At 69.3% G+C, this 26,391-nt stretch carries 30 protein-coding genes; 26 read left to right on the top strand and 4 right to left on the bottom strand.

Going from position 1 to position 26,391, the window contains the following annotated elements:
- The first annotated feature begins 167 nt into the window (after window positions 1-167).
- The 7 genes from lepA (at window position 168) to HNQ67_RS13395 (ending at window position 7,510) form a co-directional block, all read left to right on the top strand.
- Entirely contained in the window at window positions 168-1,976 is a 1,809-nt protein-coding gene (gene lepA / locus HNQ67_RS13365) for a translation elongation factor 4 (protein WP_183256262.1), read from the top strand.
- Window positions 1,977-1,978: 2 nt separating this feature from the next.
- Window positions 1,979-2,683, top strand: a complete 705-nt coding sequence (locus HNQ67_RS13370) for an enhanced serine sensitivity protein SseB C-terminal domain-containing protein (RefSeq protein ID WP_183256264.1) — start codon at window positions 1,979-1,981, stop codon at window positions 2,681-2,683.
- A 21-nt stretch (window positions 2,684-2,704) separates the two neighbouring features.
- Window positions 2,705-3,553, top strand: a complete 849-nt coding sequence (locus tag HNQ67_RS13375; RefSeq protein ID WP_246347612.1) for an NYN domain-containing protein — start codon at window positions 2,705-2,707, stop codon at window positions 3,551-3,553.
- A gap of 149 nt (window positions 3,554-3,702) precedes the next feature.
- The gene (gene dcm, locus HNQ67_RS13380; RefSeq protein ID WP_183256266.1) at window positions 3,703-4,884 is read left to right on the top strand and encodes a DNA (cytosine-5-)-methyltransferase; all 1,182 of its coding nucleotides are present in this window, start codon (window positions 3,703-3,705) and stop codon (window positions 4,882-4,884) included.
- Complete coding sequence (locus HNQ67_RS13385; protein WP_183256268.1) at window positions 4,877-5,353, top strand: very short patch repair endonuclease; 477 nt, start codon at window positions 4,877-4,879, stop codon at window positions 5,351-5,353. Before dcm ends, HNQ67_RS13385 begins: the two co-directional genes overlap by 8 nt.
- Window positions 5,331-6,557 (top strand): type II restriction endonuclease, encoded by a 1,227-nt coding sequence (locus tag HNQ67_RS13390; protein WP_183256270.1) that lies wholly within the window; start codon window positions 5,331-5,333, stop codon window positions 6,555-6,557. Before HNQ67_RS13385 ends, HNQ67_RS13390 begins: the two co-directional genes overlap by 23 nt.
- A 680-nt stretch (window positions 6,558-7,237) precedes the next feature.
- Window positions 7,238-7,510 (top strand): hypothetical protein, encoded by a 273-nt coding sequence (locus tag HNQ67_RS13395; protein WP_183256272.1) that lies wholly within the window; start codon window positions 7,238-7,240, stop codon window positions 7,508-7,510.
- Here HNQ67_RS13395 and HNQ67_RS13400 read toward each other — a convergent pair.
- Genes HNQ67_RS13400 through HNQ67_RS13410 form a run of 3 tightly spaced genes read right to left on the bottom strand, consistent with a single transcriptional unit; the run spans window position 7,497 to window position 10,600 of the window.
- Window positions 7,497-7,922, bottom strand: a complete 426-nt coding sequence (locus HNQ67_RS13400) for a hypothetical protein (protein WP_183256274.1) — start codon at window positions 7,920-7,922, stop codon at window positions 7,497-7,499. The genes HNQ67_RS13395 and HNQ67_RS13400 overlap by 14 nt on opposite strands.
- A gap of 2 nt (window positions 7,923-7,924) precedes the next feature.
- On the bottom strand, window positions 7,925-9,424 hold the full coding sequence (gene putP, locus HNQ67_RS13405) for a sodium/proline symporter PutP (protein ID WP_183256276.1): 1,500 nt from the start codon (window positions 9,422-9,424) through the stop codon (window positions 7,925-7,927).
- 48 nt (window positions 9,425-9,472) lie between these two features.
- A complete protein-coding gene (locus HNQ67_RS13410; RefSeq protein ID WP_183256279.1) occupies window positions 9,473-10,600 on the bottom strand; it encodes a zinc-dependent alcohol dehydrogenase family protein in 1,128 nt (375 codons plus the stop codon).
- A 76-nt stretch (window positions 10,601-10,676) separates the two neighbouring features.
- Here HNQ67_RS13410 and HNQ67_RS13415 point away from each other — a divergent pair, with 76 nt between their 5' ends.
- Entirely contained in the window at window positions 10,677-11,114 is a 438-nt protein-coding gene (locus HNQ67_RS13415; RefSeq protein WP_221247905.1) for a thioesterase family protein, read from the top strand.
- Window position 11,115: 1 nt separating this feature from the next.
- On the opposite strand, the gene HNQ67_RS13420 is transcribed toward HNQ67_RS13415, so the two are convergent.
- Window positions 11,116-11,316 (bottom strand): hypothetical protein, encoded by a 201-nt coding sequence (locus tag HNQ67_RS13420; protein WP_183256283.1) that lies wholly within the window; start codon window positions 11,314-11,316, stop codon window positions 11,116-11,118.
- A gap of 169 nt (window positions 11,317-11,485) precedes the next feature.
- On the opposite strand from HNQ67_RS13420, the gene HNQ67_RS13425 reads away from it, so the two are divergent.
- From HNQ67_RS13425 to ftsH, 18 genes are all read left to right on the top strand, one after another.
- Window positions 11,486-12,259, top strand: coding sequence for a YebC/PmpR family DNA-binding transcriptional regulator (locus HNQ67_RS13425; protein ID WP_183256285.1), 774 nt, complete (start codon window positions 11,486-11,488; stop codon window positions 12,257-12,259).
- A gap of 72 nt (window positions 12,260-12,331) precedes the next feature.
- The gene (locus HNQ67_RS13430; protein ID WP_183256287.1) at window positions 12,332-13,030 is read left to right on the top strand and encodes an MgtC/SapB family protein; all 699 of its coding nucleotides are present in this window, start codon (window positions 12,332-12,334) and stop codon (window positions 13,028-13,030) included.
- An 80-nt stretch (window positions 13,031-13,110) separates the two neighbouring features.
- Window positions 13,111-13,506 (top strand): cupin domain-containing protein, encoded by a 396-nt coding sequence (locus HNQ67_RS13435; protein ID WP_183256289.1) that lies wholly within the window; start codon window positions 13,111-13,113, stop codon window positions 13,504-13,506.
- 68 nt (window positions 13,507-13,574) lie between these two features.
- Entirely contained in the window at window positions 13,575-14,267 is a 693-nt protein-coding gene (locus HNQ67_RS13440; RefSeq protein WP_183256290.1) for an MgtC/SapB family protein, read from the top strand.
- Between the two features lie 57 nt (window positions 14,268-14,324).
- Window positions 14,325-14,831, top strand: a complete 507-nt coding sequence (ruvC, locus tag HNQ67_RS13445; protein ID WP_183256292.1) for a crossover junction endodeoxyribonuclease RuvC — start codon at window positions 14,325-14,327, stop codon at window positions 14,829-14,831.
- Window positions 14,828-15,445 (top strand): Holliday junction branch migration protein RuvA, encoded by a 618-nt coding sequence (gene ruvA, locus HNQ67_RS13450; protein ID WP_183256294.1) that lies wholly within the window; start codon window positions 14,828-14,830, stop codon window positions 15,443-15,445. The genes ruvC and ruvA overlap by 4 nt, the downstream gene beginning before the upstream one ends.
- A 110-nt stretch (window positions 15,446-15,555) precedes the next feature.
- A complete protein-coding gene (locus HNQ67_RS13455; RefSeq protein ID WP_183256296.1) occupies window positions 15,556-15,780 on the top strand; it encodes a hypothetical protein in 225 nt (74 codons plus the stop codon).
- Entirely contained in the window at window positions 15,777-16,811 is a 1,035-nt protein-coding gene (gene ruvB / locus HNQ67_RS13460) for a Holliday junction branch migration DNA helicase RuvB (protein WP_183256298.1), read from the top strand. The genes HNQ67_RS13455 and ruvB overlap by 4 nt, the downstream gene beginning before the upstream one ends.
- A 52-nt stretch (window positions 16,812-16,863) precedes the next feature.
- Complete coding sequence (locus HNQ67_RS13465) at window positions 16,864-17,244, top strand: hypothetical protein (RefSeq protein ID WP_183256300.1); 381 nt, start codon at window positions 16,864-16,866, stop codon at window positions 17,242-17,244.
- The gene (locus HNQ67_RS13470) at window positions 17,241-17,690 is read left to right on the top strand and encodes a YbgC/FadM family acyl-CoA thioesterase (RefSeq protein ID WP_183256302.1); all 450 of its coding nucleotides are present in this window, start codon (window positions 17,241-17,243) and stop codon (window positions 17,688-17,690) included. Before HNQ67_RS13465 ends, HNQ67_RS13470 begins: the two co-directional genes overlap by 4 nt.
- Window positions 17,691-17,819: 129 nt before the next feature.
- Window positions 17,820-18,566 (top strand): protein TolQ, encoded by a 747-nt coding sequence (gene tolQ / locus HNQ67_RS13475; protein ID WP_183256304.1) that lies wholly within the window; start codon window positions 17,820-17,822, stop codon window positions 18,564-18,566.
- Between the two features lie 2 nt (window positions 18,567-18,568).
- Window positions 18,569-19,033 carry an ExbD/TolR family protein gene (locus HNQ67_RS13480; protein WP_183256306.1) on the top strand — a complete coding sequence of 155 codons (465 nt, stop codon included), beginning with the start codon at window positions 18,569-18,571 and terminating at the stop codon, window positions 19,031-19,033.
- 5 nt (window positions 19,034-19,038) lie between these two features.
- Window positions 19,039-19,833 (top strand): energy transducer TonB, encoded by a 795-nt coding sequence (locus tag HNQ67_RS13485; protein WP_183256308.1) that lies wholly within the window; start codon window positions 19,039-19,041, stop codon window positions 19,831-19,833.
- An 82-nt stretch (window positions 19,834-19,915) separates the two neighbouring features.
- The gene (gene tolB / locus HNQ67_RS13490; protein ID WP_183256310.1) at window positions 19,916-21,292 is read left to right on the top strand and encodes a Tol-Pal system beta propeller repeat protein TolB; all 1,377 of its coding nucleotides are present in this window, start codon (window positions 19,916-19,918) and stop codon (window positions 21,290-21,292) included.
- A gap of 125 nt (window positions 21,293-21,417) precedes the next feature.
- Window positions 21,418-21,969 carry a peptidoglycan-associated lipoprotein Pal gene (pal, locus tag HNQ67_RS13495; RefSeq protein WP_183256329.1) on the top strand — a complete coding sequence of 184 codons (552 nt, stop codon included), beginning with the start codon at window positions 21,418-21,420 and terminating at the stop codon, window positions 21,967-21,969.
- A 110-nt stretch (window positions 21,970-22,079) separates the two neighbouring features.
- A complete protein-coding gene (locus HNQ67_RS13500) occupies window positions 22,080-22,952 on the top strand; it encodes a tol-pal system YbgF family protein (protein ID WP_183256312.1) in 873 nt (290 codons plus the stop codon).
- A complete protein-coding gene (gene tilS / locus HNQ67_RS13505) occupies window positions 22,949-24,307 on the top strand; it encodes a tRNA lysidine(34) synthetase TilS (RefSeq protein ID WP_425486351.1) in 1,359 nt (452 codons plus the stop codon). The genes HNQ67_RS13500 and tilS overlap by 4 nt, the downstream gene beginning before the upstream one ends.
- Window positions 24,304-26,235, top strand: coding sequence for an ATP-dependent zinc metalloprotease FtsH (gene ftsH / locus HNQ67_RS13510; protein WP_183256314.1), 1,932 nt, complete (start codon window positions 24,304-24,306; stop codon window positions 26,233-26,235). Before tilS ends, ftsH begins: the two co-directional genes overlap by 4 nt.
- The last annotated feature ends 156 nt before the right edge of the window (window positions 26,236-26,391 follow it).

A 26,391-nucleotide genomic window follows, 5' to 3' on the forward strand; every position in this document is an offset into this window, starting at 1 on the left:
CGATGCGGCCGCCTTGTCATCGACCGTTGAATATCCGTTCCGGGGTCTCTTCTCAAACGCCAATCCGCCGTCTTACGTCGATGTAATCCGCCACAAATGCTGTGACGGAGGCTGTCCCGCCGCTGTCCGCGTTGGCGATCCGGCCCCGCCGTGCTACCGGCGCGGCCATGACGACCCCTCCCATCGAACGTATCCGGAATTTCTCCGTTGTCGCCCACATCGACCACGGCAAGTCGACGCTGTCGGACCGGCTGATTCAGCACACCGGCGGCCTGACCGCGCGTGAGATGTCGGCCCAGGTTCTCGACAACATGGACATCGAGAAGGAGCGGGGCATCACCATCAAGGCGCAGACCGTGCGCCTCAACTACAAGGCCCGCGACGGCCTCGACTACGTCCTCAACCTGATGGACACCCCCGGCCACGTCGACTTCGCCTATGAGGTCTCGCGCTCGCTGGCCGCCTGCGAGGGCTCGCTGCTGGTCGTCGATGCGTCGCAGGGCGTCGAGGCCCAGACCCTGGCCAATGTCTATCAGGCCATCGACAACAATCACGAGATCGTCCCGGTCCTCAACAAGATCGACCTGCCCGCCGCCGAGCCTGAGCGGGTGCGCGAGCAGATCGAGGACGTCATCGGCATCGACGCCTCCGAGGCGGTCATGGCCAGCGCCAAGTCCGGCCTCGGCATCGAGGAGGTGCTCGAGGCCATCGTCACCCGCCTGCCGGCGCCCAAGGGCGACCCCGCCGCCCCGCTCAAGGCCATGCTGGTCGACGCCTGGTACGACCCCTATCTCGGCGTCGTCCTGCTGGTCCGCGTCTTCGACGGCGTGCTCAAGGCCGGCCAGCGCATCAAGATGATGCAGTCCGGCTCGACCCACCTGGTCGACCGCGTCGGCGTCTTCCTGCCCAAGAACACCCCGGTCGAGCAGCTCTCGGCCGGCGAGGTCGGCTTCATAACCGCCCAGATCAAGGAGGTCGCCCACGCCGCCGTCGGCGACACCATCACCGACGAGAAGAAGCCCACCGCCGAACCGCTGAAGGGCTTCAAGGAAGTCCAGTCCGTGGTCTTCTGCGGCCTGTTCCCGGTCGACGCCGCCGACTTCGAGGACCTGCGCGCCGCCATCGGCCGCCTGCGCCTCAACGACGCCAGCTTCACCTATGAGATGGAATCCAGCGCCGCCCTCGGCTTCGGCTTCCGCTGCGGCTTCCTCGGCCTGCTTCACCTCGAGATCATCCAGGAGCGCCTCAGCCGCGAGTTCAATCTCGACCTGATCGCGACCGCCCCCAGCGTGGTCTACAAGATCGACCTGCGCGACGGCTCCCAGATCGACCTGCACAACCCGGCCGACCTGCCCGACGTGATGCAGATCATGGAAATCTCGGAACCGTGGATCAAGGCGACCATCCTGACCCCCGACGAGTACCTCGGCGGCGTCATCAAGCTGTGTCAGGACCGCCGGGGCCAGCAGATCGAGCTCAGCTACGTCGGCGCCCGCGCCCTGGTGGTCTACGAACTGCCGCTCAACGAAGTCGTCTTCGACTTCTACGACCGGCTCAAATCCATCTCCAAGGGCTATGCCTCGTTCGACTATGAGCTGACCGACTACAAGGCCGGCGACCTGGTCAAGATGAGCATCCTCGTCAACGCCGAGCCGGTCGACGCCCTGTCGATGCTGGTCCACCGCGGCCGGGCCGAGACCCGCGGCCGCGGCATGGTCGAGAAGATGAAGGAGCTGATCCCGCCCCACCTCTTCCAGATCCCCATCCAAGCCGCCATCGGTGGCAAGATCATCGCCCGCGAAACCGTCCGCGCCCTGCGCAAGGACGTCACCTCGAAATGCTACGGCGGCGACGCCACCCGCAAGAAGAAGCTGCTCGAGAAGCAGAAGGCCGGCAAGAAACGCATGCGCCAGTTCGGCAAGGTCGAGATCCCGCAGGAGGCCTTCATCGCGGCGCTGAAGATGGATGAGGATTGAGCATGACTGACGCCGCCGCCCGCCCCCCGTTCGAGCCGCTCAACGATCTCGAGCGCCTGCTGATGGCCGCCGCCTCGGGCGGGGCGGAAGAGCGCGCCGCCTTCCAGGCCGCCGTGCCCGATCACCCGCTGTGGGCCGTGCGCGCCCCGGGCGAGGTCGCCGACGACGTCTTGCGCCTGCGCAGCGTGGCCCAGCCGGGCGGTCCCGCCGCCACCGCCCTCTTCACCGCCGCCGAGCGCGCCTCCGCCGTCATGGGCGAGGCCGCCGACCCGGTCGCCTTCCCCGGCCGCGACCTGCTCGAGGCCATCCGCGCCAATCCGGCCGTGCTCAATCCCGGCCACGGCTATGGCGTGCGCTGGAGCCCCGACGCCATGGCCTCGCTGATCGGCCGTCCCAATCCGCTGCCCGCCGACCGTTACCCGACCGAGGTGGCCCGGCCCGCCGACACCCCGCCCGGCCTCGTCGAGGCCCTGACCCGTGAGTTCTCGGCCGCGCCCGCGGTCAAGGCCGTCTGGCTGGCCCTGGCCCGCTGGCGCGACGGCGAGCAGGGCTTCCTGCTCGACATCCGCGCCGACGGCGACGCCGCCGTGCCGGTGCTGATGGAGCGCGCGCTCAAGGATCTGACGCTCGACGCCCGTCTCGACGTCGTCGTCGGCTCTCCGGCCGAGGCGCCCGGCGTCGGTCTGGAAATCGTCGCCCCGCGATAGCGTATCGGCCCGAAGCGCCGCATGCTGTCGACCTCACCGCCCCGCGAGGACCGCACCATGGCGACCGACTCCCTCAGCGCCTCCGCCCGCGCCCCCCGCCTCGCCGTCCTCATCGACGCCGAGAACGCCTCGCCGCGCATCGCCGAGGCCCTGTTCACCGAGATCGCCACCCTCGGCGAGGCCTCCGCCCGGCGCATCTATGGCGACTTCGCCTCCAACCAGATTCAGGGCTGGACGAAAGTCCTCGCCCGCTACGCCATCCAGCCGCAGCAGAATTTCGCCAACACCAAGGGCAAGAACTCCGGCGACATCGCCCTCGTCATCGACGCCATGGACCTGCTCCACTCGGGCCGCTTCGACGGCTTCTGCCTCGTCTCCTCCGACGCCGACTTCACCCGTCTGGCCTCGCGCATCCGCGAAGAGGGCGTCGACGTCTACGGCTTCGGCGAGCGCAAGACGCCCGAAAGCTTCCGTCAGGCCTGCACCCGCTTCATCTACACCGAGAACCTCACCGGCCGCGCCGTCTCCGACAACGACGACGAGCCCGCCGCCGCCGGTTCCGGCTCCGGCGCCGGCCGCACCCGCAAGGCCCCCGCCGCCGCCTCGGGCGAGGGCGCGACCCCCGTCCCCGGCAAGCGCCCCCCGTCCGAGGCCGCCCGCCTGATCGCCACGGTCATCGCCGACATGGACGAGGACGGCGCCGGCTGGGTCAACGCCGGCGGCATCGCCAACCGCCTGCGCAACGCCTACCCCGACTTCGACCAGCGCTCCTACGGCTACGCCAAACTGTCCGACCTGATCCGCGCCACAGGCCGGTTCGAGGTGGAGACCAGCTCGGGCGGGGCGATGCGGGTGCGGGACCGGGCGTAAGCTCTCCTCTCAACGGCGCGGGCGACGCTCCGGTAGGAAACCGGAAAGCTGTTCATGATCAGGTTGTTCCTGACTTGTTCTCCTGGCGGAATCTCTCCAGTCTGCCACCCTGAACAAGCGCGGAGTCGACCGTGTCGGAGTATGCCCTCATGGTGAAACAGGCTGGCCAGGCGACGGCCGACAAGGCGGTCGACCTCGGCCTGATCCCTGGTCCCGTGCGCCCGGCGGCGAAGCCGCCTGAGCTGACATTGATCCAGGGCGACAAGGATTCCGAGGGCGCCGACTTCACTTTCATCGACCTGTTCGCGGGCATCGGCGGCCTGCGCCGGGGCTTCGAGTCGATCGGCGGCCGCTGCGTCTTCACCTCGGAGTGGGACAAGTACAGCCAGAAGACCTACCGGGCGAATTTCCCGGACGACGATCACGAGATCAACGGCGACATCACGAAGATCGAGGCGTCGGAGATCCCGGTTCATGACGTCCTGCTGGCTGGCTTTCCGTGTCAGCCGTTCTCCATCGCCGGGGTGTCGAAGAAGAACGCCTTGGGGCGGGCACACGGCTTTGAGGACAAGACCCAGGGGACTCTGTTCTACGATGTCGCCCGGATCATCGCCCATCACCGCCCGGCGGCGTTCCTACTGGAGAATGTCCGCAACCTCGTCAGCCACGACAAGGGCAAGACGTTTCAGACGATCAAGGACGTCCTGACCGAGGAGCTCGGCTACACCATCGACTTCCGGGTGATCGACGGCCGCCACTGGACGCCCCAGCACCGCGAGCGGATTTTCATCATCGGCTTCCGCGAGAACCAGGGCTTCCGCTTCGCCGACATGAAGCTGCCGGACGCCGCCCCGAAGCTGGTGGACATCCTCCATCCCGGGGACGGTTCTGAGGTTCCGGATCAGCGCTTCACTGTCGGCAACTCCGGTCGCGTGTCGGACAAATACACCCTGACAAACCACCTCTGGAGCTATCTCCAGCGGTACAAGGAAAAGCATCAGGCGGCGGGCAACGGTTTCGGATTCGGGCTGGTCGGGCCGGACGACGTCGCTCGCACGCTGTCGGCCCGCTACTACAAGGACGGTTCGGAAATCCTGGTGAAGCAGGAGGACGGCAAGGCGCCGCGCCGTTTGACGCCGCGCGAGTGCGCCCGGCTGATGGGCTTTGACGCGCCTCAAGGGAATGACTTCATCATCCCCGTCTCGGACACCCAGGCCTATCGCCAGTTCGGGAATTCTGTTGTGGTGCCGGCCGTGAAAGCCGTCGCCGAACATATGAAGCCGCACCTCTTCGCCGCGCTCGGGAAACGGCCGAAGGCCGCGCTTGGCTGACGTCGTCGATGCGGCGACCCGCAGCCGGATGATGTCCGGCATCCGGGGCAAGAACACCAAACCGGAACTGCTGATCCGCAAGGCGCTCCACGCGCGGGGCTTTCGCTACCGGCTGCACTGCAAGGACCTGCCGGGGAACCCGGACCTGTGCCTGCCGAAGTATCGCGCGGTGATCTTCGTCCACGGCTGCTTCTGGCACGGCCACGACTGCCACCTGTTCAAATGGCCGAAGACGCGGCCGGAGTTCTGGCGGGAGAAGATCGGACGGAACCGGGAGGTGGATGCGGCTGCGATGGCTCGCCTTCAGGACGCTGGTTGGCGCGTTGCGGTCGTCTGGGAATGCTCCATAAAGGGACGGTTGCGGCTGGCCGACCTGCCGGAGGTGGTGAGCGAAATCGCTCGTTGGCTCCACAGCGACGAGGCCTTGCTGGAGATCGGGACGGCCAATGAAGCGGGGGTATCTGGCTGACTACTTCGTGGGCGTGGGCACAAAGCGGCTCAGCGGCACGGAAGTCGATCCGGCCATTTCAAATGGTCACGAATTTCAGGGCACGCGGATTCTTCAGGCCTTTCTGGGCCCGCCCTCGACCCGTCGCTCAATCCCCTGCACCTATATGTGGCTGACGGACGAGGAGGCTCCGGTCCGGCTGGACGCGACGGCGACCTGGTACGATTCCCGCGCGAACCAGCCGCACCGTCGTCCGGAGCCGCGGCTCCTGTACACAGCGGAGGCGGAACCGGTGGTCTACCAGGCCTCCGAGGGCGATACGCTGCTTGTCTGCCTCGGCCGAGACGCGCGCTTGACGGTTCTCCTGTGCCGGGCGGGCAGCGATATCGAGCAGCAACTGCTCTGGCTCTTCGACTTGGAGCCACCCACGGCGCAGTTCTCCCAGAGAGATATCCGCGAGACTGATCAGGGGGCGCTGAGCTTCGCGGCGCGCCAGATTCTCGAAGCGATCGAGGTTGAGGTCCCGGTCGCAGACGATCATTGGCTTGAAGCCCTCCTCAAGGCGTTTGGCCCGAAATTTCCTGGTACGGCTGCCTTTTCATCCTTTGCACGCGACCTGTGTCCGGAGGTCGATCCGAAGGGCGAGCCGGACTCGACCCTGATGGCTTGGCTGGAGTTGGAAGAGACGCTCTTCTTCACGCTCGAGCGGCACATCATCGATGAGCGGCTGCGTACCGGCTTCGTCGCCGCGAGCCGGACCGACGTTCACGGCTTCATAGCCTTTTCCCTGAGCGTCCAGAATCGGCGGAAGTCCCGGGCGGGATATTCGCTTGAGCACCACCTCGCCAGCATATTTGAGGCGCATGGCCTGGCCTTCGAGCGGGGCGGCCGGACCGAGGGGAACAAGAAGCCGGATTTCCTGTTTCCGGGTGCCGCCGCCTATCGGGACGACCGTTTCCCCGACGACGGGTTGACGCTGCTCGGCGCCAAGTCGACCTGTAAGGACCGTTGGCGGCAGGTTCTGTCGGAAGGGGCGCGGGTGCGGCGCAAGCACCTCGTCACCCTTGAACCTGGCATCTCCAGAAACCAGACCGACGAGATGCGGGCGGCCGACCTCCAACTCGTCGTGCCGGCCCCGATCCAAACTAGCTATCTCTCCGATCAGAGGGCCTGGCTCTTCTCGCTCCAGGACTTCCTCGCTCTGGTCCGGCGCCGCGCCGCCTGATCGCTTCCGTCCGGGATCGGCGTCTCCCGGCGGGAGACGATCAGCTTTCAGGTGGGACCCGCAAGGCGCAAAACCGGGATCGGCCCCCTCGTGTCCGTTGTGAATCGTCGTGCCCGTAGTGATGAACCTCAGCTCTCAACGGCAATTGCTGCGCTGCAAGTTAATGTGCAATCCGCCTATTCAAATCGCTCAACCCGTTGTTTTTCCCGGACTCCGTCCGTGATCGAGCGTCCTGAACCCGCCTGAGGGCGGAGGGGGTTTAGGATAGGGGCATCCCGTCGGTGGGGAGGGCGTCGGATCCACGTTCCTCGATGGCGGCGGGCTGTGGTCGAGCGATGAAGCCGGGGCGATGGAGAGTCCCGGGGTCCTCTCCGACGTCGATGGATGGCGTCTGATTGCTCGCCGCGCGCTCAAGGTTCGGGCCGATGCCGCTACATGCGGTCACGTCCGACCCGGGGCGGGGTCCCGCAAGGGCTCCGTCCCGATCCGGTAAGGCCTCAATCGGGCCGCCAGCCGGGGGAGTGTGCGGAAAACGGCCGCGCGGGGCAGCCTGTCTCGCCGAAACGGTATTCACGATTGCACCGGGCGAGGCCCGGTCGCCCCGCGCCCTCCCCACCTTCCGCGGCCCGCGCCCCGGAAGACGATGACGCACGTCTGTCAGACCCCACGCCGGAGCCCCCATGAAAAGACGCCGCCCCTCCCGCATCCGCATCAACGCCATCGTCATCCGCGAGGTCCAGCGCCGCCGCCTCGTCCGCATCGCGCGCGGCGAGATCGAGCCGAACTGCGAGCGCGAGGGCTTCTTTCAGTGGAGCCTGCTCGAGGGCCATCGCCCGCGATACGCGGACTTCATCCTGCCGCCGCTGCTGTTTCTCTGGGAACAGGGCGACGGCGGCGACGAGGCCGACGTCCCCGAAGACGCCCCCGCCGATGCCGCCCTCAGCGCGTCCTGAACCGCCCCGCCTCGGCCTTCAGCCCGGCGCCCCAACCGGTCTCCGGATGGTCCGGCTCGGGCATGAACGGCAGGGTCCCCGCCACCCCGCGCGCGGCCAGCGCCAGCGGCAGGGCGAACAGGGGCAGGACGCGCAGCGGCTTGCGCTTCTTGTCGGTGACGTCCCAGCCCTCGGCCTCGAAGGCCTCGACCAGTTGGGCGGGGGATTGGCGATGCAGATCCTTCAGATGATCGGGCCAGTCCGCGGGCAGGGCGGTCGCCTCGGCCTGGTCGAGGGTCAGGCCGAAGGCCTCGACGGCGACGGCGTCGACCTCGGGGTGGTCGTGGCGCTCGTCCGGATCGGCGATGCGCGGCTTCATCAGCGCCTTCAGCTCGAGGGCGTCGACGCCGGGCAGGTCGGCGAGGCGGCGCATGGCTACGCCTTCGGCGCCTTCAGCTGGGCCTGCACCGCGTCGAAGGTCTCGGCGACCTCGCCGGTCGGGGCCTTGCCCATCAGGCTGACGACGACGATGGCCAGGAAGGAGAGGATGAAGCCGGGCACGATCTCGTAGATGACCGAGCCGAGCTTGGCGCCGTCGGCCAGCACCGGCGCATAGGTCCAGAACAGGACGGTGGCGGCGCCGACGATCATGCCGGCGAGGGCGCCGTTGCGGGTCATCCGCTTCCACGTCAGCGACAGGATGACCAGCGGGCCGAAGGCGGCGCCGAAGCCGGCCCAGGCCTGCGACACGAGGTCGAGCACGCTGTTCTGCGGGTTCCAGGCGAGGACGCCCGCCGCCACGGCCACGGCCAGAACCGTGATCCGGCCGACCATCACCAGCTCCTTCTGGGGGGCGTCTTTACGGAGGAAGACCGCGTAGAAATCCTCGGTCAGGGAGGACGAAGACACCAGCAGCTGCGACGAGATGGTGCTCATGATCGCCGCGAGGATGGCCGCCAGCAGGAAGCCGGTGACCAGCGGGTTGAACAGTACGTCGGACAGCAGGATGAAGATGGTCTCGGGGTCGCTGACCTCCAGCCCGGTGCGGCTGGCGTAGGCGAGGCCGGCCAGACCGGTGCCCAGGGCGCCGATCAGGGTGACCAGCATCCAGCTCATGCCGATGTTGCGCATCATCGGCACGTCCCGGACCGAGCGCACGGCCATGAAGCGGACGATGATGTGGGGCTGGCCGAAATAGCCGAGGCCCCAGGCCATGGCCGAGACGACGCTGATGACCGTGGCGCCCTCGAACAGGTTGAGCAGGCCGGGATCGATGCTGCGGATGGCGCTCGCCGTCTCGGCCACGCCGCCGACCTGGGTCAGGGCCACGATCGGCACGAGTACGAGGGCGACGAACATGATGCAGCCCTGCACGAAGTCGGTCAGGCTGACCGCCATGAAACCGCCCAGCAGGGTGTAGGCCATGACCACGCCGGCGGTGATCATCAGGCCCCAGCCGTAGTCGAGGCCGAAGGCGCTCTCGAACAGCTTGCCCCCCGCGACCAGTCCGGACGAGGTGTAGAGGGTGAAGAAGATGACGATGACGACCGACGAGATGATGCGCAGAAGGCGGGTGCGGTCGAGGAAGCGCTTGTCGAAATAGTCGGGGATGGTCAGGGCGTCGCGCGCCAGCTGGGTGTGCAGTCTCAGCCGCGGGGCCACGATCAGGTAGTTGGCCAGCGCCCCGATGAACAGGCCGATGGCGATCCACGCCGACGACAGGCCGCTGAGGTACATGGCCCCGGGCAGGCCGAGCAGCATCCAGCCGCTCATGTCCGAGGCCCCCGCTGACAGCGAGGCCACGGCCGGCCCCAGCCTGCGCCCGCCGAGGATGTAGCCGGACACGTCGCTGGTCGACTCGCGATAGGCGTAGAGCCCGATGCCCAGCATCACGACGAAGTAGAGGCCGAGAGAGATGAATGCGCCGATTTCCATGACGCAGGCGTAGCAGCGTTGCGCCGACGGGGTCCACCCCCGGGGGGATCAGGGGAAGGTCACCACCGTGCGCACCGCTCGGCCCTCGGCCAGATCGTCGAAGGCCGCGTTGATCCGCTCCAGCGGGATGGTCCCGCTCAGCAGCCGGTCGACCGGCAGCCGCCCCTCGCGGAACAGGGCCACGTAGCGGGGAATGTCGCGCGAGGGCACGCACGTGCCGATGTACGACCCCTTCAGCGTCCGCTCCTCGGCCACCAGCCGCACCACGTTGACCGCCAGGGCGGCCTCGGGCGGGGGGAGCCCGGCGGTCACCGTGGTCCCGCCCCGCCGGGTCATCTTCCACGCCGCCTCCAGCGCCCGCACGCTGCCGGCCATCTCGAACACGAAATCGGCCCCGCCCCCGGTCAGGGCCCGCACCTGGTCCACCGCGTCGGCGTCGCTGGCGTTGACGGTTCTGACCGGCCCAAGGCTCCGCGCCAGCGCCAGCTTGTCCTCGCTCAGGTCCACGGCCACCACCGGCGACGCCCCGCTGGCCAGCGCCCCCAGCACCGATGACAGCCCCACTCCGCCCAGCCCGACCACGGCTGCCGACTGTCCCGCGCGCACCTTCGCCGTATTGACCACGGCCCCGACCCCGGTCAGCACCGCGCAGCCGAACAGGGCGGCATGTTCGAACGGCAGGTCGGCGTCGACCTTGATCAGCGAGCGGCGGGACACCACCGCATGGCTGGCGAAGGCCGAACAGCCGAGGTGATGATGCAGATCGCCCGCCTCGCTGTGCAGGCGCACGCCCCCGCCCAACAGCTCACCTCGCACGTTGGCCGCCGCGCCCGGCTCGCACAGGGCCGGCCGCCCGCTGGCGCAGGGATCGCAATGGCCGCAACTCGGCATGAAGACCATGACCACGTGATCGCCGACCGCGAGATCGCCGACGCCCGGCCCCAGCGCCTCGACCACCCCCGCCGCCTCGTGGCCCAGCGTCATCGGCATCGGCCGCGGCCGGTCGCCGTTGACTACGCTGAGATCCGAATGACACAGGCCCGCCGCCCTGACGGCGACCAGAACCTCGTCGCGACCCGGCGGGTCCAGCGTCACGGTCTCGATCGCCAACGGCCGGCTGTCGGCATAGGGGCGAGGGGCGCCCACGGCTCTGAGGACGGCGGCGGTGGTCTGCATGGTGGGAACGCTAGGCGCTTGACGCCGGGTCCGCCAAGCCCAAGGCTCGGCGTCGACAACAATGGGGAGAACGTGCGTGACCGGCACCATCGAGCGGACCAAGCGCAGCGACTATCGCCGCTTCCAGGCCATCTCCACGCGCTGGATGGACAATGACGTCTACGGCCACGTCAACAATGTCGTCTACTACTCGTGGTTCGACACGGCCGTGAACCGGCTGCTGGTCGTCAACGGCCTGCTCGACATTCACCAGGGCCAGGTGATCGGCCTGGTCGCCGAGACCGGCTGCCGCTACTTCGCGCCGACGGCCTTCCCGGACGAGATCCAGGCCGGCGTGCGGGTGGCTCACGTCGGCACCTCCTCGGTCCGCTACGAGATCGGCCTGTTCCGCAACAACGAGGAGGAGGCGGCCGCGGTCGGCCATTTCGTCCACGTCTACGTCGACCGCGAGACCAAGCGACCCGTCCCGGTCGACGACAAGATGCGGGGCTTTCTGGAGAGCCTGAAGACCTAGGTCAGTCGTCCAGTCGACCCATCAGCGCCAGCGCGCCGACAGCGGTCAGCACGCCCAGCGCGAAGGCCCCGACGATGGCGCCGGTGGCGACGGCGGCGGGCACGGTGACCGGGCGGGCCTCGTACCATTCGACGATGTCGGCCTCGTCGAGGTCCTCGTCGGTGTAGAGGTCGGCGTCGTAGATGGCGTCTTCGGCGGTCATGGCGCGGCTCCGTCGGGTCCCTCGGGAAATGCCTCGCCAGCCTCGCGGTTCCTGCCCGTGACAGCCGCTCCGCCATCGGCTAGACGGCCCGCCGACGAACCGCGACCGCGCCCGCGCTAAGCAGCGAGCCGCCGCGCGGCGAGCGATAGCGCCTACAGCAGAGATCCTCATGGCCGGCCATTCCAAGTTCAAGAACATCATGCACCGCAAGGGCCGCGCCGACGCGCAGCGGTCCAAGCTGTTCTCCAAGCTGTCGCGGGACATCACCGTGGCCGCCAAGTCGGGCCTGCCGGACCCGGCCATGAATCCCCGCCTGCGTCTGGCGGTGAACAACGCCAAGGCCGAGAGCCTGCCCAAGGACGTCATCCAGCGGGCCATCAACAAGGCCTCCAGCGGCGACGCCGACACCATGGAGGAAATCCGCTACGAGGGCCGCGGCCCGGGCGGGGTCGGCATCATCGTCGAGGCCCTGACCGACAACCGCAACCGGGCCGGCTCCAACATCCGCGCCGCCTTCACCAAGAACGGCGGGGCCCTGGGCGAGATCAACTCGGTCGCCTTCATGTGGGACCGCGTCGGTCAGATCGTCTATCCGGCCGAGGCGGGCAGCGAGGACGCGGTGATGGAGGCCGCCATCGAGGCAGGCGCCGACGACGTCGAGAGCGATCTGGTCAAGCCGGACATCTACGAGGACGCCCCCGGCCACACCATCTGGACGAAGTTCGAGGATCTCAACGAGGTGGCCGAGGCCATGTCGAAAATCCTCGGCGATCCGAAATCGACGGCCATCGTCTGGAAGCCCCAGTCCGAAGTTCAGGTCACCGGCGAGGCGGTCGGCACGCTGATGAAGCTGCTCGACGCCCTCGACGCCGAGGACGACGTGCAGAACGTCTATTCGAACGAGGACATCTCCGACGAAGACCTGGCGAAATACGCGGGCTGACGGTCGTCAGCCCGGGCTGAGCAGGGCGGGCGCCGGCCGGAACCCCCGCGACCGGCCCGCCGTTGGCTCGGCATGGACCTGAGCGACCTGCCCGATTTCGTCCTGCCGCTGCTCGCCGCCGTCGCCGCCGGTGGCCTGATCGGGTTCGAACGCGAATGGCGAGGCCGGTCGGCGGGCTTCCGCACACACATCCTGGTCTGCCTGGCCTCGGCCCTGTTGATGGAGGCGGCCGTATCGCAGGGAGCCTGGCGGTTCGACATCCTGCCGGGAACCCGGATCGTCAGCGATCCGACCCGCATGGCCCACGGGATCCTGACCGGCATCGGCTTTCTGTGCGCGGGCGTCATCTTCCGCGCGGGCTTCTCGATCCACGGCCTGACCACGGCCGCCTCGCTGTGGATCACCGCAGCCCTGGGCTTGCTGTTCGGCGCCGGCCTGTTCTGGCTCGGGGTGAGCGGAACGGTGCTGACCGTCGTCATCCTGGCGGTTCTCAGGCTGGTCAGCGCCCGCTTTCCCCAGCATCTCCGTATCGACGCCGAGGTGGCGTGGCGACGCGAGGACCCGTCCGCCGAGGCGGCGGTCGAGGCGGCCTTCGCGGGCGTAGGCAATCGCGCCGCCGGCGGGCGCCACGAGCTGATCGAAGGCGGCGAGACCGTCCGCCGACTGTTCCGGCTCAAGGCGATGGGAGAGGAGCCGCTCAAGGCGCTGGCGGCCCGGCTGCGCGCCATCGAGGGCGTGACCGCCTACCGCCTCGACCCTCGCGACGACTGAGGCCCCGGCGCCGCGTCGCCTTGCCCCGCCGCCGCCGGGACCCATATCCACCCCGTCTCCCCAATGCTGAAAGGACCGTCATGCAAGGTTTCGTCGCCGATATCGAGAAGCTCACCGTCGAGAACACCGACTTCCGGCGCGTGCTCTACACCGGCAAATATCTGCAGCTGGTGCTGATGACCCTGCAGCCCGGCGAGGAGATCGGCGCCGAGGTCCACGAGGACCACGACCAGTTCTTCCGCGTCGAAAGCGGCTCGGGCGAGGTGCGGATCGACGGCAAGGCCACGCCGATCAAGGACGACGACGCCGTCATCGTCCCGGCCGGGGCCCGGCACAATGTCGTCAACACCGGCGACAAGCCCCTGGCGCTCTACACCCTCTACGGCCCGCCCGAGCACCGCGAGGGCGTGGTCCACAAGACCAAGGCCGAGGCCGACGCCGCCGACGAACATTTCGACGGCAAGACCACCGAATAGTTCGCCATTCTTGATCGCGTCGCCCTGACCGGCCTAGGCTGAAGATTCGTCAGTCGCCGGAGCAAACGATGGATCTGGATTGGGCGCTCATCTGGCCGGTGCTGGCGGCCATGACCGCGGGCGGCCTGATCGGGGTCGAGCGGACCTGGCACGGTCATCCGGCCGGGTTCCGCACCCATATTCTGGTCTGTCTGACCTCCTGCCTGCTGATGCTGGCGGCGATGCACCAGTCCACCTGGGCCTTCACGGCCCTGGCCGACCAGACCGTGGTGATCGATCCGACGCGGATGTCTCACGGCCTGCTGACCGGCATCGGCTTCCTCTGCGCCGGCGTGATCTTCCGCGAGGGTTTCTCGGTCAAGGGCCTGACCACGGCCGCCTCGCTGTGGGTGACCTCGGCCATCGGCGTGCTGTTCGGCGTCGGCATGCTGAACCTGGCGCTGATCGGTTCGATCGCCACCCTCGGCGTGCTGGCGGTCCTGCGCTTGCTCGACGCCCGCCTGCCCCAGATCGGGGTCATGGACCTGCATCTGCGCTGGACCCGCGGGCGGGCGCCGGACGAGGCGGCCCTGCGCGCCCTGCTCGCGGACAGCGCCCTGAAGTGCGTCCAGATCGGCCATGTCCTCAGCCCCGACGGCCAGCTGCACGAGCATCACATCAAGGCCCGGGGACGGATGCCGCTCGATATCGACCACCTCGTCCGCCAGCTGTCGGCCAACACCGGCCTGGCCGGGTTCTCGGTCCTGCCGCGCGACAACTGACGCGCGCCGCCCGGCGGTCATTGTTCGTCAACCTCGTTTGGGGCATGAAGGGAACGAATGACGAACGCAGCGACTCGCATCCTCGGTCTCGACCCCGGCCTGCGCCGCACCGGCTGGGGCGTGGTGGCGGTCGAGGGTTCGCGCCTGCGCTGGATCGCCCACGGAGTCGTGGCGCCGCCCGAGACCGCCCCGTTCAGCCAGCGCCTGCTGTTCCTGCTCGAGGCGATCGGCGAGGTCTGCGCCGCCCATGCCTGCGACGAGGCCGCGATCGAGGAGGTCTTCGTCAACATGAACCCGGCCTCGACGCTCAAGCTCGGCCACGCCCGCGCCGCCGTCATGCTGGCCCCCGCCCGGCATGGGCTCGGCGTCGCCGAATATTCGCCCAACCTGATCAAGAAGGCGGTGGTCGGGGCGGGCCACGCCGACAAGACCCAGATCGCCTTCATGGTCAAACGCCTGCTCCCCTCCGCCGGCGATGTGAAGGCCGACGCCGCCGACGCCCTCGCCGTCGCCATCACCCACGCCCAGCTGCGCAAGCGGGCGCTCCTCGCGGGGGCCGCATGATCGGCCGGCTCAGAGGCGTGCTGGCCGAGGTCGAGGCGGATCACTGCCTGATCGACTGCGCCGGCGTCGGCTATGTCGTGGTCTGCGGCGCCCGCACCCTGCAGCGCCTCCCGGCTCCCGGCGACGAGGCGACCCTGCAGATCGAATCGACCTGGAACGCCGAAAGCGGCCCGCGCCTCTACGGCTTTCTGACCCGCGACGAGCGCCGCGCCTTCACCACCCTGACCGGCATCCAGGGCGTCGGCCCCAAGGCCGCCCTGTCGGTGCTCGACGTCCTGCCGCCCGGAGAACTCGCCGCCGCCGTCGCGCGGGAAGACAAGGCGGCCGTGGCCCGCGCCAACGGCGTCGGCCCCAAGCTGGCCCTGCGCATCGTCACCGAGCTCAAGGGCAAGCCGCTCGGCGACGTCTCCTTCACCCCCTCCGCGCCCGGGGTCCACGCCGAAACCGCCGCCCCGGTCCCCAGCGTCACCGGCGAGGCCGTCTCGGCCCTGCTCGGCCTCGGCGTCGCCGAGGTCAACGCCCGCCGCGCCGTCGACCAGGCCCTGATCCGGCTGGGCGACGAGGCCGACCTGTCCGCCGTGATCCGCGCGGCCCTGCAGGAGCTGGGGCGGTGAGGCGGGGTCTGGCCGCAGCGGGTATGGCGATGCTTTGCGGCGCACTCTCGGGATGCACGTCGGGAGTCGGACAGGTCCGGAATCAGACGGGTGAACCGATCTGGATCACGATGCATCTCTCCGGCGGCATGGTCGAGGAAGCCGGTCTGCTCCACGATGGCGATGCGATCGCAATCCGCCGCCTGATCGCGGATCTCGATCGGATCGAATATCGCGCGGGCGGAGTCGATTGCCGCATGGACCGCCAAGCCATCCAAGAGGCTCGGGAGGGTGGAGGGAGGCAGACGCGAACGGTGGTTCTGGAGCCGTGCAGGCGGGTAGCGGGTTCAGAATGACCGACGACCGCATCATCTCTCCCGATCCCGCCCCCGGCGAAACCTACGACCGCGCCCTGCGGCCCCAGACCCTGTCCGAGTTCGTCGGCCAGGAGCAGGCCAAGGGCAATCTCAAGGTCTTCATCGACGCGGCCCGCCAGCGCGGCGAGGCGCTCGACCACGTCCTGCTGTTCGGCCCGCCGGGTCTCGGCAAGACCACCCTGGCCCAGATCGTCTCGCGCGAGCTCGGCGTCGGCTTCCGCGCCACCTCCGGCCCGATCCTCGCCAAGGCCGGCGACCTCGCCGCCATCCTGACCAATCTCGAACCGCGCGACGTGCTGTTCATCGACGAGATCCACCGCCTCGCCCCGGCCGTCGAGGAGATCCTCTATCCGGCCATGGAGGACCATGTGCTGGACCTGATCATCGGCGAGGGACCCTCGGCCCGCTCGGTGCGCATCGACCTGGCCCCCTTCACCCTCGTCGGCGCCACCACCCGGGCCGGCCTGCTGGCCACGCCCCTGCGCGACCGCTTCGGCATTCCGCTGCGGCTGGAGTTCTACACGCCCGACGAGCTCGTGAAGGTCATCATGGGCGCGGCCCGCAAGATGGGCGCCCCGATCGCCGAGGACGGGGCCCGCGAAATCGCCTCCCGGTCGCGCGGCACGCCTCGCGTCGCCGGCCGCCTGCTGCGCCGGGTGCGCGACTTCGCCAGCGCCGAGGGCTCGGCCTCGATCGACAAACTCGCCGCCGCCCGGGCGCTCAGCCGGCTCGAGATCGACGAGGCCGGCCTCGACGCCAACGACCGCCGCTTCCTCAAGGCCCTGATCGAGAACTACGGCGGCGGTCCGGTCGGCATGGACACCCTCGCCGCCGCCATCGCCGAGGCCCGCGACGCCGTCGAGGACGTCATCGAGCCCTATCTGCTGCAGCAGGGCTTCATCCAGCGCACCCCGCGCGGCCGCATGGCCTGCGCCCGTGCCTACGCCCACCTCGGCCTGACCGAACCGCCGAGATCGCCGGAACAGGGCGGCCTGTTCGGCGGCAAGTGACCCTTCACGGGGCGGCCGAACCCCGTCATGCTCGCCCCCGAACGGAGGCGGCATGGCGCGCAGGATCAGGGTCGAGCGGTTGATCGCGGTGCTCGGCGCCGCTGTGCTGATCCTCGGCGCCGTGATCCTGTGGTTGGCGACCCGCGCCGGGGGGCTGGGCGGCGGCGCGCCCTCGCCCGAAGAGCGCGCCGGAGCCCAGCTGCGCGACCATATCGGGCGGAGCGCGGTGGTCCGCTACACCGAACGGGGCCGCCGCCGGGCGGTGTGCGGCTATGTCTCGGCTGGCGAAGATCTGGTCGTCTTCATCTCCCGCCCCAACCGCATCCTGCTGGAGACCGATCCGCTGAAGGCCGAATTCGACGAGATGCTGCGCGACGTCTGCCCGGGTTTCCTGACCCGTGCGCCCAATTTCGGGACGGGGGGCCGCCCATGACCGACCGCCCCACCGCCGGCCGCTTCGAAGCCCGCGAGCATCGCCTGCCGATCCGCGTCTATTACGAGGACACCGACTTCACCGGCCTGGTCTATCATGGCGCCTATGTCCGCTTTTTCGAGCGGGGCCGGTCCGACGCCCTGCGCCTGATGGGCGTCGGCCACGCCGAACTGCTCGACGGCGATCAGCCGATGGCCTTCGTCGTCTCGAGGTTGTCGCTGACCTTCCTCAAGCCGGCCCGGATCGACGAGGAACTGGTCGTGCGCACCCGCTACACCGCCATCAAGGGCCCGCGCCTGCTGATCTCCCAGACCATCACGCGTGGCGCGGAGGCGTTGTGCGCGGCCGAGGTTGAGGTCGTCTCGATCCACCTGGACGGCCGTCCGCGCCGCCCGACCCGGCTCCTCGTCGACAAGGTCCGTCCATGGCTCACGGGCGAACCCTGACCACATCGCGAACCTGTCACGTGCAGTAAGGTGACGGTTGGGCCAGACCTCGTTAGACCCGCCTGAATCGCCACACATCCGCCACGCCCGTCCGGTGCACAGGACACACGGACGAAAGAGGACGACCGAATGACCACCCCCGCCGAAGCGTCGACGATGCTCAACCCCCTGGCCCTGTTCATGGAGGCCGATTTCGTCGTTCAGGCGATCATGATCGGCCTGGCCGTCGCCTCGTTGTGGTCGTGGGCGGTGATCATCGACAAGGCCTTTCGCTTCGCCGCCATGAACCGTCAGGCGAGCGCCTTCGAAAAGGCCGTCGGCTCCGGGCGCCCGCTGGAAGAGATCGCCCAGCAGGCGGGCCCCGATCCGGTCCACCCGCTGCCGCGCATGCTGGTCGTCGCCCTCGCCGATTGGCGTGAGGCGCGCGCCCGCGGTCCGCTGACCGAGGGGCAGGGCAATATGCTGATGGCCCGCATCGACCGGGCGCTGGATAGTCTGATCGCTCGCGAGGGCCAGCGGGTCGAGGCCGGCCTCGGCGTGCTGTCGGTGGTCGCCACCGCCTCGCCCTTCATCGGCCTGTTCGGCACGGTCTGGGGCATCATGAACGCCTTCGGCAAGATCAGCCTGGCGGGCAACACCAACCTGACCACGGTGGCCGGGCCCATCGCCGAGGCTCTGCTGGCCACCGCCATCGGCCTCGCCGCAGCCATCCCGGCCTATATGGCCTACAACAAATTCTCCATCGACGCGGGCAAGTTCACCGGCCGGCTGGAAAGCTTCGCCGATGACCTGCAGGCCGCCGTGGCGCGCCGCCTCGGCGCCTCGTCCGGCCCGGCCGCCCCGCCGTCCGGCGACTACAGCCGTCGGGAGCTCTGAGCATGGCCATGGGAGGCGGCGGCGGCGCGGGCGGACACGTCCGGGGCCGCAGACGGGCCCGCAAACGGCCCCTGAGCGAGATCAACGTCACCCCGCTGGTCGACGTCATGCTGGTGCTGCTGATCATCTTCATGATCTCGGCCCCGCTGTTGAACGTGGCCGTTCCGGTCGACCTTCCGGAGACCGAAGCCAGCGCCATGGAGGCCACTGACGACCCGATCGTGGTCACGGTCGGCCGCGACGGCGAGATCTTCGTCGGCGAGGACCTCGTCTCCTGGGAAGATCTGATCGCGCGGGTCTCCGACGCGGGCGGCGCCGCGGCGCGTGAGAAGTCGATCTCCATCCGGGGCGACGGCCGCGCGCCCTATCAGGCCGTCGTGCGCGTGATGGCGCGGCTGTCCACGGCGGGCTTCACCAAGCTGAACCTGATCACCGACACCGCCGCCGCGTCCAGCGAGGGGGGCTGACCGCCTTGGAGCGTCCCGGTTCGGCCCTGATCGGATCCGTCGTCGTTCACCTCGTGGTGATCGGCGGCGTGGTGCTGGCCCTGAGCCTGAGCCCCGACGACCGCGCGCCCCCGCCGCTGGTCAACTCGGTGCCGGTGTCGATCATCTCGGAAATGGTCGTCCCGGCCGGCCCGGCGGACGCCCCCTCCGACGAACCGGCGGCCGACTCGCCGGCCGAGGTCGCCGAGCCGCCGCCGCCCGAGCCCGCGCCGCCCCAACCCCCGCCGCCCCAACCGGCGCCGCCGCCGCCGCGGCCCGCCCCGACCTCCACGCCGCGTCCGCCGGAAAAGACCACGCCGCCGCGCCCGACGCCGCCGCGTCCCACGCCGCCCCGGCCCAATCCGCCGACGCCCCCGCGCGAGGAGGGGCTGAATCTGTCGGAGCTGGCGAAACGCCCGAACGCCCCTCCGTCGGCGCCACGACCGCCCAGCGGCGAGCGCGGTGCGGGCACGGCCGGGCGCGCCACCGGCCCGCAAATCCAGAATATCGCCGGTCAGATCCAGGATCGCTGGGATTTCCAGTGCGACATCCCCGGCGCGGGCGACCTCATCGTCCCGGTGCGGATCACCGTCGGCGCGAACGGCCGCATCACCGACGGCCCGAACTTCCTGGATCAGGGCAGCGGCCCGGCCTGGCGAAGCGCCGTGGACACCATGCGGCGCGCCATCGCGGCGGCCCAGCCGCTGCGCGTCCCCGAGGGGTGGACGGAGCAGGCGATAACCCTCAGGTTCCGGGCGGACCTGGTATGCGCAAATCAGTAGCCGTCAGGGCGCGCGGGCCTGAAAGTCGCCGCATTGTCCCGACTCTCTGTGACGCTCTGATCTATCAATGGACCGGAACCTGATGAGACCCTTGATCGCCCTGAAGCTACTCGCCGTCCTCGGCGTCACCACCGCCGCGACTCCGCTGTTCGCGCAGGTGCAGGGCGGGCCGCAGACGCCGGGCGGGCAGGAGCAGGTCTATGACATCACCGAGGCCAACCTTCGCCCGTTCCAGATCGCCGTCGCCGACTTCTCCGGCCAGAACGGTCGGGACCTGTCGACGGTCATCCGCGCCAACCTGCGCCGCTCGGGCTATTTCGAGCCGCTCGATCCGGCGAGCTTCGTCGAGACCGGCCTGACCCTGGCCAACGCCCCGAACTTCCCGCAATGGACCTCGATCGGAGCGCAGGCGGTGCTCTACGGCTCGGTGACGCCGCGTCCGGACAACCGCAACGACTACGGCTTCCGCCTCTACGACCCCTACCGCCAGTGCCAGCTGGCCTCCTACCGCTTCACCGCCACGCCGGAGCAGTGGCGCCGTATCGGCCACAAGATCGCCGACGTGGTCTATCAGCGCATGACCGGCGAAAGCGGCCTGTTCGACAGCCGCGTGTTGTTCGTGTCCGAGAGCGGCACCCAGCTGAACCGCCTGTCCCGCCTCGCCATCTCGGATCAGGACGGTTTCAACCCCGTCTACCTGACCGACGGCGCGGAGATCATCATGTCGCCGCGCTTCTCGCTGAACGATCCCAACGAGATCACCTACGTCGCGCTCGGCAAGGACTACAGCCGCATCTACCTCAAGAACCTGTCGACCGGCCGCACGGAATCGCTGGGCCAGTTCGACGGCCAGGTGCTCGCCCCGCGCTTCTCGAACGACGGGTCGATGATGGCCTTCTCGATCATCCGGGGCGGCAACACCGACGTCTATGTCATGAACCTGGCCAGCCGCCAGGTGCGCCGCCTGACCAACGATCCGGGCATCGACACCTCGCCGTCGTTCAGCCCGGACAACAGCCAGATCGTCTTCACCTCCGACCGGTCCGGCTCGGCCCGGCTCTACGTCATGCGCGCCGACGGTTCGGGCCAGCGCCCGATCTCGCGCGGCGGCGGCATCTACACCGCCCCGAACTGGAGCCCGCGCGGCGACCTGATTGCCTTCACCAAACAGGGCGGCGGTCGCTTCTCGACTGGCGTCATGCGGCCCGACGGCACCGGCGAGCGCATCCTGTCGTCCAGCTATTTCGAGGAGGGTCCCTCCTGGGCCCCGAATGGCCGCTACATCATGTTCGCGCGCCAGTCGCCGGGCGGCGACACACGGCTGTGGACCGTCGATCTGTCCGGCCGCGTGGTCAGCCAGGCGGGCTATGACGGCCGCGGCTCGGATCCGGCCTGGTCGCCGCTTCTCGACCAGCAGCCCACGAACCTCGGCGGCGGCCCCGACAGCTGCCCGACCTGACCAAAGCGGAGCCTTTCCGCTCAATTCCGCGTTATCGCGGCTGGCGAAACCGCTGGCGCGACAGTACCCGAGTTTTAAAGCAAAGCTGGAGGCCGAGGCCTCTCACCCTACGGAGTTTAGCCATGATGAAGACCTCGACCCTCCTCCGTCTCGCCGCCGTGGGCGTGGCCGTCACGGCCATCGCCGCCTGCACCCCGCGCCGCCCCGTCGACGGTCCCGCCGGCGGTCCCGGCCCGGTCACCGGCCCGCAGTATCCGACCGCGCCGACCGGTCCGGTCGACGGCGGCAACATGGGCGCGGCCATGCCGGGCTCCGAGCAGGACTTCGTCGTCAATGTGGGCGACCGCGTCTATTTCGACCTCGACAGCTATGAGGTCCGCACCGACGCCTATCCGCGTCTCGACGCCCAGGTGGCGTGGCTGCAGCGCTATCCGCAGGTCACCGTGCGCATCGAGGGCAACGCCGACGAACGCGGCACCCGTGAATACAACCTCGCCCTCGGCGCCCGCCGGGCCGAATCGGTGCGCACCTACCTCGTCAGCCGCGGCATCTCGGCCGCCCGCATCGACACCATCAGCTACGGCAAGGAACGCCCGATCGCGGCCGGCTCCAACGAGGAAGCCTGGGCCCGCAACCGCAACGCCCACACCGCCATCGTCAGCGGCGCCACGCGCTGAACCGGCGACGTCTGTGATATTGGAGGGGGGCGGTCGTCCATCGGCCGCCCCTTTCTTCTGACCGGGCCGCGGCCTTGCGGCGGCCTCAAATCGGTGGGACGAAATCAACCATGCTCAAGCTGCCCTCCGCCCTCCGTTCCCGAAACGCCCTCGTCACCGCCGTCGGCGTCGTCCTGATCGCCGGCACGACCGCGGTCGTGGCCCAGACCCAGCCCATGGAGCCGATCCAGTGGGACAAGCGCCGGCTGGATCAGCTGGACCGCAACGTCCGCCGCATCGAGCGGGCCCTGACCCAGCGCAACGCGGCCGGCCAGCCGGTCATCGTCGAGCCCGATCCCGAGGTCATCGCCCTGACCAGTCGTGTCACCATCATGGACCGGCGCCTGAACGACCTCGAGGCCACCTTGCAGCGCGTCAACGGCGATCTCGAGCGGCTGACATTCCAGCTTGACGAGACCACCCGCGACAACGCCGCCCTCGAGGCCCGTGTCCGCACCGCCGAGACCCGGCTCCGCGACGTCGCCGCCGCCGCGGAGCGCGAGACGGCGCTCAACGCCCCGATCAGCTCGACCTCGCCGACCGGCGACGCCGCACGCGACCTCGCCGCCGCCGCCCGGCTGGCCGCGTCCGACCCGGCCATGGGCGACCGCGCCCTGCAGACCGTGACCCTGGCCTGGCCCGCGACCCCCCAGGCCCGCGAGGCCAACGCCCGGCTCGGCGACCTGCGCGTCTCGGCCGGCGATCAGGCGGGCGCGGTGGCCTTTTACGCCGCCGCCCTCGACGGCTGGCCGACCACGCCCTGGGCCGGCGCCACGGTGCTGGAGCTGGCTACGGCGCTGAACGCCACCGATCGCAAGACCCAGGCGTGCACCGCGCTCGGCGAATTCGACCGCCGCTACGCCGCCGCCGGCAGCGCCGCCCTGCGGACCCGCGCGGGCGAACTGCGCACCCGCTTCGCCTGTCCGGCCCGGAGAGCCGGCTGAGTCCGACCGTCCCGGACTGGGTCCATCGCGTCCGCGCCCGGCTGAGCGCCCGGCTTGAGACCGACAGCGCCCGTCCGCTGGCGCTGGCTTTGTCCGGCGGCGGCGATTCGATCGCCCTGCTTCAGGTCGCCGCCGGCTGGGCGCGCGACCATGGCCGCCCCCTGCTGGCCCTGACCGTCGACCATGCCCTCAGCCCCGACAGCGCACGCTGGACCGCCTTCGCCGGGGAAGCCGCTCGCGCCGCCGGGGCCGAATGGCGCGCCCTGTCGTGGACGGGGCCGAAGCCCGCCACGGGTCTGCCCGCGGCCGCCCGCGCCGCCCGTCACCGCCTGATCGCCGAGGCCGCGCGCGGCGCCGGGGCCCGGGTGATCCTGTTCGCCCACACCGCCGGCGACATCGCTGAGTCCGAACTCATGCGCGCCGAAGGCGCCAGCCTCGGCCGACTGCGCGACTGGTCGCCGTCCCCGGCCTGGCCGGAGGGGAGGGGGTTGATGCTGCTCCGCCCGATGCTCGACGTCGGCCGCGCCGAGTTGCGCGACTGGCTCAAGGGGCAGGGCAGGGACTGGATCGACGACCCCGCCAACGACGATCAGACATACGCGCGGGCCCGAGCTCGTGCGTCCCTTCTCCCATCGGGCGAAGCCGCGCCTGGGGGTTCGACCCTCACCCTTTCGCCGAAGGACGCTCGTTCCGCTCTCGTGTGCTCAGACCCTCTCCCGATGGGAGAGGGATCATTCAGCATCGACCGCGTCATCTCCGCCCGCACCCTCGCCGCCGTCCTCGTCTGCGTCGGCGGCGGCGACCGCCCCCCGCGCGGCGACCGCCTCGACCGTCTGCTCAACCATCTCCGCGTCGGCGAGACCTTCACCGCCGTCCTCTGCGGCGCGCGCGTCGAGGCCGCCGCGGATCACGTCCTCGTCACCCGCGAGTGCGGCGAATTCGCCCGTCGTTCGGCGCCGGCCCTGCCGCTGCCGCCCGGCGAGGAAGCCGTCTGGGACGGCCGCTGGGCGATCACCGCCGCCGGGCCCGGCTGGTCCGTGGTCCCCGCCGCCGGCCGTTTGTCCACCCTGTCGAAGGCCGACCGGGCGCGGCTGAACCGCCTGCCGCCCGCCGCCCGCGGCGCCCTGCCTGTGCTGATCCGGAACGAAGCAACCGCCCCGGTTCTTGCAGCAACCGTCGCCGTGGCGCGTTCGCTGGTCGAACAGAGACTGGCCCTCGCGCTGGACCGAATGACGCATGAATCGGAACTGGAGCCGCGCGCGCATGGCGCAACGCCCCGGAACCACCTATTTTCTGGCGCTGACTTCACCGAAGACGGGAGCGCGCCGCGCTTCCAGGGATCGAGACGAGAATGAACCTTCGCAATCTGGCCATCTGGGGCACGGTCATCCTGGGCGCGCTCGCCATCTATGTGGCCGTCAATCGCGGCGGCCCCATCGCCACGCCCGGCCAGCAGGCGGATTCCGCCAAGCCGCAGGAGATGACCTACACCCAGCTCCTGACCGCGCGCGACGCCCGCGAGATCAAGGCCGTCGAGGTCAAGAACGAGACCCTGACCGTCACCAAGACCGACGACAGCCTGCACACGGTGGTCACCACCCTGCCCAACGGCGACCTGATCGAGAGCCTCAACGCCGCCGGCGCCGCCGTCGACGTCAAGAGCACCCGCCAGAGCATGTGGGTCGGCGCCCTGATCACCCTGTTGCCCTTCATCCTGATCATCGGCCTGTGGATCCTGATCATGCGCCAGATGCAGGGCGGGGCGCGCGGGGCCATGGGCTTCGGCAAGTCCAAGGCCAAGCTGCTGACCGAGCACAAGGGTCGCAAGACCTTCGAGGACGTCGCCGGCGTCGACGAGGCCAAGGAAGAGCTTCAGGAGGTCGTCGACTTCCTCAAGGACCCGGGCAAATTCCAGCGCCTCGGCGGCAAGATTCCGAAAGGGGCTTTGCTGGTCGGCCCTCCCGGCACCGGCAAGACCCTGCTGGCCCGGGCCGTGGCGGGGGAGGCGGGCGTGCCCTTCTTCTCCATCTCCGGCTCGGACTTCGTCGAGATGTTCGTCGGCGTCGGCGCCAGCCGCGTCCGCGACATGTTCGAACAGGCCAAGAAGAACGCCCCGTGCATCATCTTCATCGACGAGATCGACGCGGTCGGCCGTCACCGCGGCGCCGGTCTGGGCGGCGGCAATGACGAGCGCGAGCAGACCCTCAACCAGCTGCTGGTCGAGATGGACGGTTTCGAATCCAACGAGGGCATCATCCTGATCGCCGCCACCAACCGTCCCGACGTGCTCGATCCGGCCCTGCTGCGCCCCGGCCGCTTCGACCGCCAGGTCGTCGTGCCCAATCCCGACGTCGCCGGCCGCGAGAAGATCCTGCGCGTGCACATGAAGGACGTGCCCCTCGCCGCCGATGTCAACGTCAAGACCATCGCCCGCGGCACCCCCGGCTTCTCCGGCGCCGACCTCGCCAACCTGGTCAATGAGGCGGCGCTGATGGCGGCTCGCAAGGACCGCCGCATGGTCACCCATCGCGACTTCGAGGACGCCAAGGACAAGGTCATGATGGGCGCCGAGCGCAAGTCGATGGCCATGAACGAGGAAGAGAAGCGGCTGACCGCCTATCACGAGGCCGGCCACGCCATCGTCGCCATGAACGTCAAGATGGCCGATCCCGTCCACAAGGCCACCATCGTGCCGCGCGGCCGGGCCCTCGGCATGGTGATGCAGTTGCCCGAGGGCGACCGCTATTCGATGAAATACCAGCAGATGATCGACCGCATCGCCATCATGGCCGGCGGCCGCGTCGCCGAGGAACTGATCTTCGGCAAGGAGAACATCACCTCGGGCGCCAGCTCCGACATTGAGCAGGCGACAAAGCTGGCCCGCGCCATGGTCACCCGCTGGGGCTTCTCCGAAAAGCTCGGCACCGTGGCCTATGGCGAGAACCAGGAAGAGGTCTTCCTCGGCCATTCGGTCGCCCGCAGCCAGAACGTCTCGGAGGAGACGGCGCGCATCATCGACGTCGAGGTTCGCCGCCTTGTCACCGAGGGCTGGGAGGCCGCCCGCAAGATTCTGACCGACAAGGCCGGGGACCACGAGAAACTGTCCCAGGCCCTGCTCGAATACGAAACCCTGTCGGGTCAGGAGATCAAGGACCTGCTTGAGAAGGGCGTCGCCCCCAACCGCGACGAGAGCAACTTTCCCAACGCCGGCCCGTCCGTCTCCGTCCCCATCACCCCCGTCTCCGACGGCACGTCTGTCGAGGCCCCCTCGACGGTGCACTGACCTTCTGCGGCGGAGGATGGGCGCTCGCTTTCCTTCTCCCCTTGAGGGAGAAGGAAAACGCCAATTGCTGCGCTGCAAGTTAATGTGCAATCCGCCTATCGAAAACGCCCAACCCGTTGTTTTCCTTGCTCCCGGTTCGTGATCGAGCGTCCTGAA

The organism is Brevundimonas basaltis (genome assembly GCF_014202075.1).
Lineage (GTDB): Bacteria > Pseudomonadota > Alphaproteobacteria > Caulobacterales > Caulobacteraceae > Brevundimonas > Brevundimonas basaltis.

What these genes read in the sequence shown, in the direction of transcription:
- lepA (WP_183256262.1), top strand. Translation starts at nt 168, where the DNA reads ATGACGACCCCTCCCATCGAACGTATCCGGAATTTCTCCGTTGTCGCC.
- HNQ67_RS13370 (WP_183256264.1), top strand. Translation starts at nt 1,979, where the DNA reads ATGACTGACGCCGCCGCCCGCCCCCCGTTCGAGCCGCTCAACGATCTC.
- HNQ67_RS13375 (WP_246347612.1), top strand. Translation starts at nt 2,705, where the DNA reads ATGCTGTCGACCTCACCGCCCCGCGAGGACCGCACCATGGCGACCGAC.
- dcm (WP_183256266.1), top strand. Translation starts at nt 3,703, where the DNA reads ATGGTGAAACAGGCTGGCCAGGCGACGGCCGACAAGGCGGTCGACCTC.
- HNQ67_RS13390 (WP_183256270.1), top strand. Translation starts at nt 5,331, where the DNA reads ATGAAGCGGGGGTATCTGGCTGACTACTTCGTGGGCGTGGGCACAAAG.
- HNQ67_RS13395 (WP_183256272.1), top strand. Translation starts at nt 7,238, where the DNA reads ATGAAAAGACGCCGCCCCTCCCGCATCCGCATCAACGCCATCGTCATC.
- HNQ67_RS13400 (WP_183256274.1), bottom strand. Translation starts at nt 7,922, where the DNA reads ATGCGCCGCCTCGCCGACCTGCCCGGCGTCGACGCCCTCGAGCTGAAG.
- putP (WP_183256276.1), bottom strand. Translation starts at nt 9,424, where the DNA reads ATGGAAATCGGCGCATTCATCTCTCTCGGCCTCTACTTCGTCGTGATG.
- HNQ67_RS13410 (WP_183256279.1), bottom strand. Translation starts at nt 10,600, where the DNA reads ATGCAGACCACCGCCGCCGTCCTCAGAGCCGTGGGCGCCCCTCGCCCC.
- HNQ67_RS13420 (WP_183256283.1), bottom strand. Translation starts at nt 11,316, where the DNA reads ATGACCGCCGAAGACGCCATCTACGACGCCGACCTCTACACCGACGAG.
- HNQ67_RS13425 (WP_183256285.1), top strand. Translation starts at nt 11,486, where the DNA reads ATGGCCGGCCATTCCAAGTTCAAGAACATCATGCACCGCAAGGGCCGC.
- HNQ67_RS13430 (WP_183256287.1), top strand. Translation starts at nt 12,332, where the DNA reads ATGGACCTGAGCGACCTGCCCGATTTCGTCCTGCCGCTGCTCGCCGCC.
- HNQ67_RS13435 (WP_183256289.1), top strand. Translation starts at nt 13,111, where the DNA reads ATGCAAGGTTTCGTCGCCGATATCGAGAAGCTCACCGTCGAGAACACC.
- HNQ67_RS13440 (WP_183256290.1), top strand. Translation starts at nt 13,575, where the DNA reads ATGGATCTGGATTGGGCGCTCATCTGGCCGGTGCTGGCGGCCATGACC.
- ruvC (WP_183256292.1), top strand. Translation starts at nt 14,325, where the DNA reads ATGACGAACGCAGCGACTCGCATCCTCGGTCTCGACCCCGGCCTGCGC.
- ruvA (WP_183256294.1), top strand. Translation starts at nt 14,828, where the DNA reads ATGATCGGCCGGCTCAGAGGCGTGCTGGCCGAGGTCGAGGCGGATCAC.
- HNQ67_RS13455 (WP_183256296.1), top strand. Translation starts at nt 15,556, where the DNA reads ATGCATCTCTCCGGCGGCATGGTCGAGGAAGCCGGTCTGCTCCACGAT.
- ruvB (WP_183256298.1), top strand. Translation starts at nt 15,777, where the DNA reads ATGACCGACGACCGCATCATCTCTCCCGATCCCGCCCCCGGCGAAACC.
- HNQ67_RS13465 (WP_183256300.1), top strand. Translation starts at nt 16,864, where the DNA reads ATGGCGCGCAGGATCAGGGTCGAGCGGTTGATCGCGGTGCTCGGCGCC.
- HNQ67_RS13470 (WP_183256302.1), top strand. Translation starts at nt 17,241, where the DNA reads ATGACCGACCGCCCCACCGCCGGCCGCTTCGAAGCCCGCGAGCATCGC.
- tolQ (WP_183256304.1), top strand. Translation starts at nt 17,820, where the DNA reads ATGACCACCCCCGCCGAAGCGTCGACGATGCTCAACCCCCTGGCCCTG.
- HNQ67_RS13480 (WP_183256306.1), top strand. Translation starts at nt 18,569, where the DNA reads ATGGCCATGGGAGGCGGCGGCGGCGCGGGCGGACACGTCCGGGGCCGC.
- tolB (WP_183256310.1), top strand. Translation starts at nt 19,916, where the DNA reads ATGAGACCCTTGATCGCCCTGAAGCTACTCGCCGTCCTCGGCGTCACC.
- pal (WP_183256329.1), top strand. Translation starts at nt 21,418, where the DNA reads ATGAAGACCTCGACCCTCCTCCGTCTCGCCGCCGTGGGCGTGGCCGTC.
- HNQ67_RS13500 (WP_183256312.1), top strand. Translation starts at nt 22,080, where the DNA reads ATGCTCAAGCTGCCCTCCGCCCTCCGTTCCCGAAACGCCCTCGTCACC.
- ftsH (WP_183256314.1), top strand. Translation starts at nt 24,304, where the DNA reads ATGAACCTTCGCAATCTGGCCATCTGGGGCACGGTCATCCTGGGCGCG.